Here is a 12,542-nt window from a genome sequence, read left to right as displayed (position 1 = left end):
CCGGGACTCAGCCCTTGGCGGTCGCTTTCTTGGCGGCGGCCTTCTTGGCCGGCGCGGCGCGCGGCGGGCGCGGTTCGAACTCGAACACCACCTTGCCTTCTTTCTTGTCGTAGGCCAGGAAGGCCTTGAACTTGCGTCGCGTCTTGTTGGAGACGAAGTTCTCCAGCAGGCCGGTCTTGCCGGTCGCGAGCAGCTTCTCCATCTGCGCCGGCTCGACGGGCTGCTGCAGGATCACCTTGCCGCTCTTGAAGTCGCAGGTGGCGTTGGCGCCCACGGCGCGTTCGCAGACGTAGTTGCTGCCGTGCTCGAACACCGAGCCGCCGCACTTGGGGCAGTGGCCCAGGGAGGCCTGGCCGCTGAAGTCCACCGGTTCGCCGGATTCCTCAGCCTTCTTCGCGTCCTCGCCGAAGTCGAACTCCAGCTTCCAGTTGCGGATTTCGTCGTCGTAGACCAGCGCCAGCTCGGCGGTGAAGGGCCAGCCGGCCTTGGATCGGAAGCCCTCCAGCGGGCCGATCTTTTTGTCGCTCAGGAATTGTTCGACCTCGTGCAGTTCGAAGCTGCGTCCGCCGGGGATCTTGCCGATGGAGAAGCCGCAGCCTTCGCCGTCCCCGGCCTTGCCCGAGCAGGTGAAGCGGCGGTAGTTCTCCTTCACGATGCCGCCGCAGTTGGGGCAGGGCGTCTTCAGCGTGGCGTAGTCGCCGGGGATGGTGTCGCGGTCGTATTCCTTGGCCTTTTGCACGACGCGCTGGGTCATCGCGGCGATCTCGGCCATGAAGGCCTCGCGCTTGAGCCGGCCCTTTTCCATCTCGGCGAGCTGGAACTCCCAGTTGCCGGTCAGCTCGGGCTTGGTCAGCTCCACCACACCCAGCCCGCGCAGCAGCGTCATCAGCTGGAAGGCCTTGGCGGTGGGGATCAGCTCGCGCCCCTCGCGCAGCATGTATTTCTCGGTCAGCAGGCCTTCGATGATGGCCGCGCGCGTGGCCGGCGTGCCCAGGCCCTTTTCGGCCATGGCCTCGCGCAGCTCGTCGTCGTCCACCAGCTTGCCCGCGCTTTCCATCGCCGAGAGCAGCGTGGCTTCGGTGTAGCGCGCCGGCGGCTTGGTCTGCAGCGCCTTGACCTCGGCGCCCTCGGTGCGCACGAGCTCGCCGGGCTGCACGGGCACCAGGCTGGCGCCGCTGCCCTCGGCGCCTTCCTCCTGCGCCTCCTTGCCGTACACGGCCTGCCAGCCCGGCTTCACCAGCACCTTGCCGTTGGTCTGGAAGCTGTAGTCCTTGCCGCCCGCCTTCACCGTGGAGATGCGCGTGGTGACCTGGAATTCGGCGGGCGGGAAGAACACCGCCAGGAAGCGCTTGACGACCAGTTCGTAGAGCTTGGCCTCGGCCTCGCTGAGGCTGCGCGGGGGCTGCAGCGTGGGGATGATGGCGAAGTGGTCCGACACCTTGCTGTTGTCGAAGACCTTCTTGGTCGGCTTGATGTAGCCCTGCTGCAGCGCGGTGTGGGCGTGCGTGGCCAGGCCCAGCAGCGGCCCTGGCAGTTCCTCGCTGGCGATCATCTGCGCGGTCTGCTTGGCGACGGACAGGTAGTCCTCGGGCAGGTAGCGCGAGTCGGTCCGCGGGTAGGTCAGCACCTTGTGCTTTTCGTACAGCGCCTGTGCCAGCGCCAGCGTGGTCTTGGCCGAGTAGCCGAAGCGCGAGTTGGCCTCGCGCTGCAGGGTGGTCAGGTCGTACAGCCCGGGGCTGGCCTGGGTGCTGGGCTTGGATTCCTCGGTGACGCTGGCCGGCTGGCCGCGCACCGCGGCGGCGATGGCCTCGGCCTCGGCCTGAGTCCAGACGCGGTCGGCGCGCTGCTCGGGGTCGTCGGCGTTCTTCTTGAACTTGGGGTCGAACCACTTGCCCTCGTACTGCCCGGCCTGGGCGTCGAAGCTGCCGCGGACTTCCCAGTAGTCGCGGTAGACGTGCTTGCGGATCTTTTCCTCGCGCTCGACGACGATGGACAGCGTGGGCGTCTGCACCCGGCCCACGGTGGTGAGGAAGAAGCCGCCGTCGCGCGAATTGAAGGCGGTCATCGCGCGCGTGCCGTTGATACCCACCAGCCAGTCGGCTTCGGAGCGGCAGCGTGCGGCGTCGGCCAGCGGCAGCATCTGCGCGTCGCTGCGCAGGTGCTCGAAGCCGTCGCGTATGGCCTGCGGCGTCATCGACTGCAGCCACAGGCGTTGCACCGGCTTGTCCAGCTTGCCCTTGGCGGGCTGCGCGTACTGGACGATGAGGCGGAAGATCAGCTCGCCCTCGCGCCCCGCGTCACAGGCGTTGATCAGGTGCGTGACGTCCTTGCGGCGGATCAGCTTGACCAGGGCGTTGAGCCGGCCCTTGCTCTTGTCGATGGGGTTGAGTTCGAAATGCGGCGGGATCACCGGCAGGTGGGCGAAGCTCCACTTGCCGCGCTTCACGTCGTAGTCCTCCGGCGCCTTGATCTCCACCAGATGGCCGACCGCGGAGCTCACCACGTATTGATCGTTCTCGAAGTATTCGTCGTGCTTCTCGAACTTGCCCGCGAGCGGCGTCAGCGCACGCACGATGTCCTGCGCCACCGAGGGCTTCTCCGCAATCACCAATGCCTTGCTCATCCTGCTTCTCTTTCGTTGGAGCGGGCGGCGCGGAACACCGCGAACGCCTGCCTACAATCCGGCCTCGCGCGCACACGCGCGCGCACCCATGATTTCAATGTAACGGACTCGCCTCATGCCGCAAGCCAAGCCCGCCGACCGTTCTCCGGAAACCCAGAGGTCGCCTCGGGATTCCCGTTCCTCGCCGGCTGTCCTGCCGCGCGGGAGTGTCCGGGCGGCCTCGGGCGGCCGGCGCATTCTGGTGCGGGCCTCGGGGGTTCATGGGCGCGGAGTCTATGCGGTGGCGGAGATCCCCGCTGGCGATCTCATCATTGAATACAGGGGCGAGCGCATTGGGTGGGACGAGGCGCTGCGGCGCCATCCGCACGATCCGCGCCAGCCCGACCATACCTTTTACTTCCATCTCGGCGATGGCAGCGAGGTCATTGACGCGCTGTACGGCGGCAACAGCGCGCGCTGGATCAACCACAGTTGCGAACCCAATTGCGAGGCGCGCGAGGAGGGCGGCCGCGTCTTCATCCATGCGCTGCGCGATATCCTGCCCGGCGAGGAGCTGTTCTACGACTACGGCCTGGTGATCGACGAGCGCTACACCCCGGCGCTGAAGAAGCGCTTCGCCTGCCGTTGCGGCAGTCCGCTCTGCCGTGGCACCATGCTGGCGCCCAAACGATGAGCTTGTCTGACACCCTGGACGCCGAGCTGCTGCCGATGCAAGAACACCAACACTGGGGCGTCGAAGCCTTGTGGCAAGACCTGGAACCCATCCTGCCCGGACTCAGCATCGAGGTCCTGGCTCGGGTCGAGTCCACCAATGCCGCGCTGGTGGAGCGCGTGCGCACCGAAGGGCGCGGGCGCGACGCGCCCTATGGCCGCCGCCAGCACGACCTGCAGCCCTGCCTGTTGATCGCCGAGCACCAGACCCACGGCCGCGGCCGTCTGGGTCGGCAGTGGTATTCCAGCGTGGGCGCCTCGCTGACCTTCTCGCTGTCGCTGCCGCTGAACGTGGCCGACTGGTCGGGGCTGTCGCTGGTGGTCGGCTGCGCGATCGCCGAGGCGCTCGATCCGCTGCCGCCCGGGCAGGCGCCGCGGCTGCAGCTGAAGTGGCCCAACGACCTGTGGCTGGATGGCCGCAAGCTGGGCGGCATTCTGATCGAGACCGTGCCGGCCGGTCCCACGCGCATGGGGGTGATCGGCATTGGCCTCAATGTGTCCGAGCGGGCCCGCGTCGCCGAAGGGCTGCTGGGGACAGGTTTTGCCTGCTTGCAGGAGCTGCATCCCGGCATCACGCCGCCGCGGGCGCTGGCCCGGCTGGCCCCGGGGCTGTTGCGCGCGCTCGCGGACTTTCCCAATCAGGGCTTTGCCGGCTGGCGCGAGCGCTTCGCGGCGCGCGACCTGCTGCGCGACCGTCCGCTGATCAGCGGCGCGCAGGAAGGCCGCGGTGCCGGGGTCAATGAGCGTGGCGAACTGCTGATCCAGACCGCCCAGGGCCTGCAGGCCGTGGCCGGCGGCGAGGTCAGCGTGCGCCTGGCGGCGGCCCCTGGGCCGCAGGCCGGCTGAGGGGCGGCCGATGCTGCGCGCGCTGGTCGTGTTGCTGCTGCTGGCCAACCTGGCGGCCCTCGTCTGGACCCAGGGCTGGGTGGGCAAACCCGCGCCCGATGCCCACATGGCCCAGCAGTTGGAGCCCCAGCGGCTGCAGCTGTTGAACGCGCAGCGGGCCACGCGGCTGCAGCAGCGCAGCTGTGTGGAACTGGGGCCGCTGGATGGCGAGGAAGCCCTGCGCCAGGCGCGCCAGGCCTTGCAGCGCAACGGCATCAGCCTGGCCGTGTGGCAGCCGCAGATGCAGGAGCAGGGCGGCGTCTGGGCCGTGGCCACCATCCGCATGCCCAGCAAGGATTTCCAGGCGCGCAAGGAAGAAACCTACCGGCGCATGCGCCTGCCCTTCGAGCCGCTGACCGTCCTGCCCGACGAGCAACCCTCGCTGCTGCTCAGCCGCCACCCCAGCCAGGCCGCCGCCCAGGCTGCGCTGGACGCGCTGGAGCAGCGCAGCTTCAAGGGCCTGCGCGTGCTGCAGCTGGAGGCGCCGCAGCGGCGCTACTTCCTGCGCGCCCAGACCCTGGACGGGCTGCAGTTTGAAAAGCTGCGCGCGCTGCCCGCCTCCACCTGGGGCTCCGCGCTGGTCAGCGCCTGCAGCGCTCCGGCGCCGCAGGCGGCCTCGGCGGCGTCCGCACCAGCGTCGGCCGCCTCGGCACCCGCGTCAGGCGCCGTGCGCTGACGCGGCGCCCGCCGACGGGCGGCCCGGCCGCCCTAGCGCCAGCGCCGCCAGCGCCAGTGCGAGCAGCCAGCCCGGGTGGGCGAGGCCGCCCCCGCCGCCGGAAGAGCCGCCGGAGGAGACGTTGCTGACCGGCGTGGCGCTGATGGTCAGCACCAGGTCCTGCGAGGCGCTGACGCCCAGTGAATCGGTGACCGTGAGTCTCACCGTCACCGTGCCGGCGCTGCCGCCGCTCAGCGTGACGCTGGCGCCGTTGCTGGCGCTGAGCGTGGCCGAACCGCTGCCGTTGGTGATGCTCCACTGGTAGCTGGCAATGCTGCGCCCGCCCGCCGCGACGGAGCCGCTGCCGCTGAGCGTGATGCTGGCACCGGTCTGCACGGTGCTGGCGCTGGCGGTGATCGTGGCGGTCGGGGTGGAAACGGCCGCGGCCGCCTGCACCGCGGCGGCGGCGTCCAGCATGCCGGCGCCGCAGGTGCTGGTCGTGCAATAGCACTCCAGCTGCGCGGTGCTGCTGGGCGCGCGGCATTGTGGTACCGAGCCGCCGGCACCGCTGGTCACGAAGGCGCGCGCCGATCCGCGCAGCAGCTGGGTCAGCCGGGCCGGTGTCAGCGTCGGATCGGCCGACAGCATCAGCGCCGCGGTGCCGGACACCAGCGGGGTCGCGAAGCTGGTGCCCACGCCGCCGTAGTTGTAGGCGTTGTCGGCGGCCACCGGCGCCTTGCTGCCGCTGTTGCTGGTGGCCAGCATGGGATAGAGGCAGGGGCCGGTGGCGTTGCCGTTGGCGTCCACGTTGACGCAGTTGCCGCCCGGGGCGGACAGCGTCACTTCGGGGCCGAGGTTGGAGAAGCCCACCTTGGTGCCGGCATGACGCAGGGCCGCCACCGCGATCACGCCGCTGCTGAACGCGGCGCAGTTGGCCGGCGCGGTCACCGCGACGCCGCCCTGGTTGCCGGGCGTTTCCTGCCCATTGCCGGCCGCCGCCACGATCAGCGCGCCCTGCGCCACGACGGCGCTGACCGTGCTCTGGTAGCTGGCGCCGCAGCTGCCGCCGCCGCCCAGGCTGAGGTTGAGGATGCGCGCGGGATTGGGATTGGTCGGCACGCCGGGCACGGCCAGGCCGGCGGCCCAGCGCATGCCGGCCTGGATTTCGGAATCCCAGCCGCCACACTTGCCCAGCACGCGCACCGGCAGGATGCGCGCGCCCCAGGCCACGCCCGCCATGCCCAGGCCGTTGTTGCTGGCCGCACCGATCAGTCCGGCCACCCGGGTGCCGTGCCAGGAGCTGTTGGCGATGTCGCTGCTGGTGCAGCCACTGCCCAGGCCGCCGGCATTGAGGTCGGCCTGGTCCACCCAATCGCCCGGGTCGCTGGCGTCGGGGTCGGCGCCGTCGCCGTCGTTGGCCTGCGCGATGCTGCCGTTCTGGTAGGCCACGAAGTCGTAGCCGCCGACGATCTTGCCGGTCAGGTCGGGGTGGTCCTTGCGGATGCCGGTGTCCAGCACCGCGACGACGACGCTGCTGCTGCCGGTGGTCAGATCCCAGGCGGCCGGGGCGTTGATGCTGGAGACCACGGTCGCGCCGGGCGGCTTCAGGTACCACTGGCCGGCCTCGGGCCCGCTGGGCAGCGCAGTGGCGTACAGCGGATCATTGGGCAGCAGTGCGCGGCGGCGGCGGTGGTCCACGTCCACCCATTCGACCTCCGGGTCGCGCGCCAGGCGCCGGGCCAGCTCGTCCGAGCCCAGGCCGCTGACGCTCAGCGCATGGGTGCGTTCATCGAGGCTGAGGCGGGCGCGCAGCGCCAGGCCCTGGCGCAGGCCCATGGCATCGGCGCGCAGCTGCGCCACCTGGCGGGCCTCGCCGACGGTGCTGGCGTGGCCCAGGGCCTGGGCGCGCACGCTCTGCGCGGATTCCTTGAAGCGCACGATCACGCGGCCCTCGGCATCGGCGGCCTGCGCGGGCAGTGCGCCGCCCATCACCCCTATCAGTGCCGCCAGCAGCATGCCGCTCAGTGCTCTCTGGCCCCGTTGTTGGGCCGCGCGGCTCGGTGGACAGGGAAACGGGCAAAGGGGGAGTCGGGACTTCATGACGGCGCTCTCCTGGTCGACGCGGGCTCCCCGCATCATGCCCCGAAGCTGGGGCGTCGGTGTGTGACGGGCACCACGCGCCATGGATGAAGAAGTGCAAAGCCGGGCGTCCGGGAGCCGGATGCGCCCGTCCACGGGCTTTCGCGCAGTCAGGGCCTTGCGGGCCCCAGGCTGCGCCTGGGGGGCTGGTTCAGGAAGGACTGGGCGCCGGCTTGGGTGAACCGGGCGGGCGCGATGGGGACGCCCTCGGTGAGGCTTGCAAGCTCCTGCGCCATGGCGTCGCGCGGCAGACCCAGCGCTTGCAAGGCGGGCTTGGTGCGAGGGGCATGGCTGCGCAGCACCACGGGAATGGGCATGCCCGAGGCATCGCTGTAGCGATGGACAGGCCGCCGCGCATGGAAGCAAACATCGGTGGCGTCGGGGCTGGGCCCCGGGGCAGGCGCTGCACTGCTGTTCACCGCCAGCGCTGTCAGCGCGCTGGACCAGACGCAGGAGGCGCCGCCTGGCAGTTGCTCGCGGGGGACGGACTCGGACGCTTCCGGTGTTTGGCGGGTGTCGCAGCCGCCTTCGGGCGGCGGATCCTGCTCCCAGTGGACTGACGCGGGGCGATGATCAAACAGGAGTTCGCGGATGGGCGTGCTCGTGCCGTGCAAGCGCGGGCCACAGCTGGTTTCGATCGACACCGACCGCTCCATCCACAGCGCCAGTTCGCAGCCGCGCGCGGCATCGGGGGCGACGCGGGCGATCATGTTGTAGACGGCGTGGCGAGGACCGTCGAACAGCTCCTCCTCTTCAAGAAGATGGATGTCCGCCAGCGACGGGGGCGTGAAGGCCGCTGGTGGAAGTCCGTGCTGGAGCCGGCATCCCGCGACCAGACCCTCCAGCTGGACGATGTACTCGGCGCTCTGACTGATTGGCGAAAAGCGGACGATGCGCAGGGGCGGCGACTCATCTTGCGCCGGGACTGGGCGCTGGGCCGGGGTGGCTGGACTGCCGGCATCCGAACAGGCGGCCAGCAGCGACACGGTCGCGGCCAGCAGGGCGGACAGGGGGGCTCGGTTCAAGGTCGGTCTCCCATTGTGGGGACCAACCATAGCCAGTAGAAACCTGCGCGGGGAATCCCTCCTTTGGCCGGTCTTTGTAAGGCTTGGTGTCGCGGACGTGGCGTCCGGGGATTGCCGTGATGCAAGGCGGGGGTCAGGTGTTGCCCGAGCCGCCACGCGGACGAAAAAAAGCCGGGCCAGGCCCGGCTTTGTCGTCCGGCCCGCGAGGGCCTGCGGCGTGCTTACTGGCTGACCACGCGGACCATCTCCAGCACCTTGTTGGAGTAGCCCCACTCGTTGTCGTACCAGGCGACCAGCTTCACGAAGGTGCCGTCCAGCGCGATGCCGGCCTCGGCGTCGAAGATGGAGGTGCGGGCGTCGCCGCGGAAGTCGGTGGCCACCACCTTGTCTTCCGTGTAGCCCAGCACGCCCTTCAGCGCGCCCTGGCTCTGCGCCTTCATCTCGGCGCAGATCTCGGCATAGGTCGCCGCGTTGTTGAGTTCCACGGTCAGGTCCACCACCGACACGTCGGAGGTCGGGACACGGAAGCTCATGCCGGTCAGCTTCTTGTTCAGCTCGGGGATCACCACGCCCACCGCCTTGGCTGCGCCGGTGCTGCTGGGGATGATGTTCTCCAGGATGCCGCGGCCGCCGCGCCAGTCCTTGTTGGACGGACCGTCCACGGTCTTCTGCGTCGCGGTGGCGGCGTGCACGGTGGTCATCAGGCCGCGCTTGATGCCCCACTTGTCGTTCAGCACCTTGGCGACCGGCGCCAGGCAGTTGGTCGTGCAGCTGGCGTTGGAGACGATGGCCTGGCCGGCGTAGGTCTTGTGGTTCACGCCGTACACGAACATCGGCGTGTCGTCCTTGGACGGGGCCGACATGATGACCTTCTTGGCGCCGGCGGCCAGGTGCTTCTCGGCGCTTTCCTTGGTCAGGAACAGGCCGGTGGACTCGACGACGATGTCGGCGCCAACCTCGCCCCACTTCAGCTCGGCCGGGTCCTTCACCGCGGTCAGGCGGATCTTCTGGCCGTTGACGACCAGGGTGTTGCCTTCGACGGAGACTTCGCCGTCGAACTTGCCGTGCACGCTGTCGTACTTGAGCATGTAGGCCAGGTAGTCAGGCTCCAGCAGGTCGTTGATGCCCACGACCTCGATGTCCTTGAAGTTCGCGATGGCGGCGCGGAACACCATGCGGCCGATGCGGCCGAAGCCGTTGATACCGATCTTGATCGTCATTGGGAGCTCTCCTGTGTGGTTTGAGACGTTGATGATGAGGGTGTGAGATGCAGTTGACCGCAGGGGACCTGGATCTGCAGCACTTCGCCGAACAGATCACGGGCGGCGCGCTCGTCGTTGAGGGCCAGGTTGCGCTCCGCCAGCCATTTGAGGAAGAGCACGCGGTTGGGGTCGATCGGTTTGCCCGCGGACACTTCGTTGGGCAGGTGTGGCCCGTACAGCGTGTAGTTGACTTTGAACGGACAGTTCATCGTCGTGAAGTCGAAGTCGGCTTCGAGCGTTTCCACATCTTGCGTGAGGCCGAGGAACTCCATGAGCGTGAGTTGCGGGCGCTTGAAAACGCGACGCTTCGCATAGGCGGGGACCATGATGAAGGCCTGCTGGACCACGCGCGGCGCCTGGCCCGCCTTGCGGCAGGGCATGCGGAACTCTTGCATCCAAGCCTTGGCCGACTCGACGAGGTCCTCGGGCGCGTTGCTATAGAGAACCTTGGTCTCCGGCGGCGCCGAACCATCCCCCGTGAATGCGGCCGCGATGACGGTGTGGAAGGGCTTGTCGCCCGACATGAACCCTGGCTTGATGTCGCGACGCGGCCGGACCAGGCATTGCTCATTGCCGGACTTGTCGTCATCCGGGAAGGGCAGGGGGTCCCGCCCCGTATTGTCGAAGCGGAACTCCTGCACCGCGCGGACCTCGCCGTCCTCGGGCCGCAGGCAGGGCAGTCGATAGCCTCTCAGATAGCGGTAGACGCGGTTCTGCATGTCTTCGCGGGCGGTGTTCTGCAGGATCTCGACCCGAGGCGATGAGTTCGGCGAAGTGAAATGCAGCTGCACGCGCATGAAGCCAAATGACTGGTCATGCGGGTTCTTCATCGGAAAGCTGGGCCGCTGTTCCGGCCGTTCCAGGCAGCTCAGCGACTGCGCTGGCGACAGCGGTGTGATGTCCGTGGTCTGCGCCCATGCAAAAGGGCTGGTCCCGACAAGCAGGCCAGCCCACAGTACACGGCGCCCGAACCCCGATTTCTTCGTCTGGTGGTTCAAGCAGTTCTCCCTGATTTGTCGCGATGATTTCAGTGATGCGACTCTGTCACTTGCGCGCCTTCAACCGCGCCGCCCCGACCGCGACCTTGACCGCATCGGCGACGTTCTCGGCCGTGAAGCCGAAGTGCTTGAAGAGCACGCCGGCCGGCGCCGATTCGCCGTAGCTGTCGATGCCGACGACGGCGGCGCAGCCGTACTTCCACCAGAAGTCGCTCACGCCGGCCTCGACGGCCACGCGCGGCAGGCCCTCGGGCAGCACGCTCTTCTTGTACTTCACGTCCTGGCGGTCGAAGACGCTGGTGCTGGGCATGGAGACCACGCGCACCGGGATGCCGGCCTGGGCCAGCTGCTGCTGGGCATGCAGCGCGAGCTGCACCTCGGAGCCGGTGGCGATGATCACCGCGCGGGCCTTCTTCTTCAGGCCCACCTCGGCCGGCTCGGCCAGCACGTAGGCACCCTTGGCGATGTCGTCCACCGCGGTCTTGGGCGCATAGGGCAGGTTCTGGCGCGACAGCGCGAGCACGCTGGGGCGGCTGGCGTTGCCGATGGCCATGGTCCAGGCAACCACGGTCTCGGTGGTGTCGGCGGGACGCCAGACGTCCAGCCCCGGGATCAGGCGCAGGCTGGAGACATGCTCGATGGACTGGTGCGTGGGGCCGTCCTCGCCCAGACCGATGGAGTCGTGCGTGAAGACGTGGATCACGCGCTGCTTCATCAGCGCGGCCATGCGGATCGCGTTGCGGCTGTAGTCGCTGAAGGTCAGGAAGGTGCCGCCGTAGGGGATGTAGCCGCCATGCAGCGCGATGCCGTTCATGATCGCGGCCATGCCGAACTCGCGCACGCCGTAGTTGATGTGGCGGCCGCCATTGGCGCTGCCATCGGCTTCCAGGCGGAAGGCCGGCGTGCTCTTGGTGTTGGTGAGGTTGGAGCCGGTCAGGTCGGCCGAGCCGCCCAGCAACTCGGGCAGCGCCGCGGTGAAGTGCTCCAGCGCGAGTTGGCTGGCCTTGCGGCTGGCGACGGTCTCGGCCTTCTCGTGCGCGGCGACGACGGCGTCCACCGCGACCTGCGCGAAATCGGCGGGCAGCACGCCGGCCATGCGGCGCTGGAACTCGGCGGCCAGCTCGGGATGGGCCGCGGCATAGGCCTCGAAGCGCTCGTCCCAGGCCTTCTCGGTCTCGGCGCCCTGGGCCTTGGCGTCCCAGGCGGCATAGACCTCGGCCGGGATCTGGAAGGGCTCGTGGGTCCAGCCCAGGGCCTCGCGGGTCAGCTTGATCTCCTCGCCGCCCAGCGGCTCGCCGTGGGCCTTGGCCGTGTTGGCGCGGTTGGGCGAGCCCTTGCCGATGTGGGTCTTGGCGATGATCAGCGTGGGCTTGTCGGTGCTTTGCTTGGCCTTCGCGATCGCGGTGTCCACCGCGTCCACGTCATGGCCGTCCACCGGGCCGATCACGTTCCAGCCATAGGCCTCGAAGCGCTGCGCGGTGTTGTCGATGAACCAGGGCGCGACTTGGCCGTCGATGGAGATGCCGTTGTCGTCGTAGATCGCGATCAGCTTGTTCAGCTTCCAGGCGCCGGCCAGCGCGCAGGCCTCGTGGCTGATGCCTTCCATCAGGCAGCCGTCGCCCAGGAAGGCGTAGGTGCGGTGGTCGACGACGGTGTGGCCCTCGCGGTTGAATTCCTTGGCCAGCATCTTCTCGGCCAGTGCCATGCCCACCGCGTTGGTGATGCCCTGGCCCAGCGGGCCGGTGGTGGTTTCGACGCCCGGGGTGATGCCGACTTCCGGGTGGCCCGGCGTCTTGCTGTGCATCTGGCGGAAGGCCTTCAGCTCCTCGATGGGCAGCGCATAGCCGCTCAGGTGCAGCAGCGCGTAGATCAACATGGAGCCGTGGCCGTTGGACAGCACGAAGCGGTCGCGGTCGGCCCACAGCGGGTTGGCCGGGTTGTGGCGCAGGTGGCGGCCCCACAGCGCGACGGCGATGTCCGCCATGCCCATCGGGGCGCCCGGGTGGCCACTGTTGGCCTGCTGCACGGCATCCATGGCCAGGGCGCGGATGGCGTTGGCCATCTGGTTGGCGGTGCCGGTGGCGGTGCCGGGAGTGGGGCTGGCGGCGAGGGCGTCGGACATGGTGCGGGCGGCGGTAGTTGCGGGGTAAACCCGGGATTTTACAGGGCCATGTCGGCCCGTGCCGGGGGGCACTGCCCACCCGCAGGGGGTGGCCCGAAGCGGCGCGCAAAACTTGATCCACG

Annotated in this window: 9 protein-coding genes; 3 read left to right on the top strand and 6 right to left on the bottom strand. The window is 69.1% G+C overall.

Features of this window, described 5'->3' with window-relative positions:
- Nucleotides 1–7: 7 nt before the first annotated feature.
- Complete coding sequence (locus LZ017_RS08485; protein ID WP_241396182.1) at nucleotides 8–2,623, bottom strand: DNA topoisomerase III; 2,616 nt, start codon at nucleotides 2,621–2,623, stop codon at nucleotides 8–10.
- Nucleotides 2,624–2,738: 115 nt separating this feature from the next.
- Here LZ017_RS08485 and LZ017_RS08480 point away from each other — a divergent pair, with 115 nt between their 5' ends.
- The 3 genes from LZ017_RS08480 to LZ017_RS08470 are packed head-to-tail and all read left to right on the top strand — an operon-like array spanning nucleotide 2,739 to nucleotide 4,895.
- Nucleotides 2,739–3,296: an SET domain-containing protein gene (locus LZ017_RS08480; RefSeq protein ID WP_241396181.1), complete on the top strand. Its 558-nt coding sequence runs from the start codon at nucleotides 2,739–2,741 to the stop codon at nucleotides 3,294–3,296.
- On the top strand, nucleotides 3,293–4,180 hold the full coding sequence (locus LZ017_RS08475; RefSeq protein ID WP_374109899.1) for a biotin--[acetyl-CoA-carboxylase] ligase: 888 nt from the start codon (nucleotides 3,293–3,295) through the stop codon (nucleotides 4,178–4,180). Before LZ017_RS08480 ends, LZ017_RS08475 begins: the two co-directional genes overlap by 4 nt.
- A gap of 10 nt (nucleotides 4,181–4,190) precedes the next feature.
- Entirely contained in the window at nucleotides 4,191–4,895 is a 705-nt protein-coding gene (locus LZ017_RS08470; protein WP_241396180.1) for a hypothetical protein, read from the top strand.
- Here the strand turns inward: LZ017_RS08470 and LZ017_RS08465 are convergent.
- The 5 genes from LZ017_RS08465 to tkt form a co-directional block, all read right to left on the bottom strand.
- A complete protein-coding gene (locus tag LZ017_RS08465) occupies nucleotides 4,878–6,890 on the bottom strand; it encodes a S8 family serine peptidase (protein ID WP_241396179.1) in 2,013 nt (670 codons plus the stop codon). The two genes, LZ017_RS08470 and LZ017_RS08465, sit on opposite strands and share 18 nt — an antisense overlap.
- A gap of 233 nt (nucleotides 6,891–7,123) precedes the next feature.
- Complete coding sequence (locus LZ017_RS08460) at nucleotides 7,124–7,999, bottom strand: hypothetical protein (RefSeq protein WP_241396178.1); 876 nt, start codon at nucleotides 7,997–7,999, stop codon at nucleotides 7,124–7,126.
- A 260-nt stretch (nucleotides 8,000–8,259) separates the two neighbouring features.
- Nucleotides 8,260–9,258 (bottom strand): type I glyceraldehyde-3-phosphate dehydrogenase, encoded by a 999-nt coding sequence (gap, locus tag LZ017_RS08455; protein WP_241396177.1) that lies wholly within the window; start codon nucleotides 9,256–9,258, stop codon nucleotides 8,260–8,262.
- Nucleotides 9,255–10,298 (bottom strand): hypothetical protein, encoded by a 1,044-nt coding sequence (locus tag LZ017_RS08450; RefSeq protein ID WP_241396176.1) that lies wholly within the window; start codon nucleotides 10,296–10,298, stop codon nucleotides 9,255–9,257. The genes gap and LZ017_RS08450 overlap by 4 nt, the downstream gene beginning before the upstream one ends.
- A gap of 46 nt (nucleotides 10,299–10,344) precedes the next feature.
- A complete protein-coding gene (gene tkt / locus LZ017_RS08445; protein ID WP_241396175.1) occupies nucleotides 10,345–12,420 on the bottom strand; it encodes a transketolase in 2,076 nt (691 codons plus the stop codon).
- Nucleotides 12,421–12,542: the final 122 nt, after the last annotated feature.

The sequence above is a fragment of the Pelomonas sp. CA6 genome (assembly GCF_022549225.1).
Taxonomy (GTDB): Bacteria; Pseudomonadota; Gammaproteobacteria; order Burkholderiales; family Burkholderiaceae_C; genus Roseateles.
This window is presented reverse-complemented; position numbering and strand designations above follow the sequence as displayed.

Coding starts and splice junctions, on each gene's coding strand:
- LZ017_RS08480 (WP_241396181.1), top strand. CDS start 2,739: ATGCCGCAAGCCAAGCCCGCCGACCGTTCTCCGGAAACCCAGAGGTCG.
- LZ017_RS08475 (WP_374109899.1), top strand. CDS start 3,293: ATGAGCTTGTCTGACACCCTGGACGCCGAGCTGCTGCCGATGCAAGAA.
- tkt (WP_241396175.1), bottom strand. CDS start 12,420: ATGTCCGACGCCCTCGCCGCCAGCCCCACTCCCGGCACCGCCACCGGC.
- LZ017_RS08485 (WP_241396182.1), bottom strand. CDS start 2,623: ATGAGCAAGGCATTGGTGATTGCGGAGAAGCCCTCGGTGGCGCAGGAC.
- gap (WP_241396177.1), bottom strand. CDS start 9,258: ATGACGATCAAGATCGGTATCAACGGCTTCGGCCGCATCGGCCGCATG.
- LZ017_RS08470 (WP_241396180.1), top strand. CDS start 4,191: ATGCTGCGCGCGCTGGTCGTGTTGCTGCTGCTGGCCAACCTGGCGGCC.
- LZ017_RS08465 (WP_241396179.1), bottom strand. CDS start 6,890: ATGCTGCTGGCGGCACTGATAGGGGTGATGGGCGGCGCACTGCCCGCG.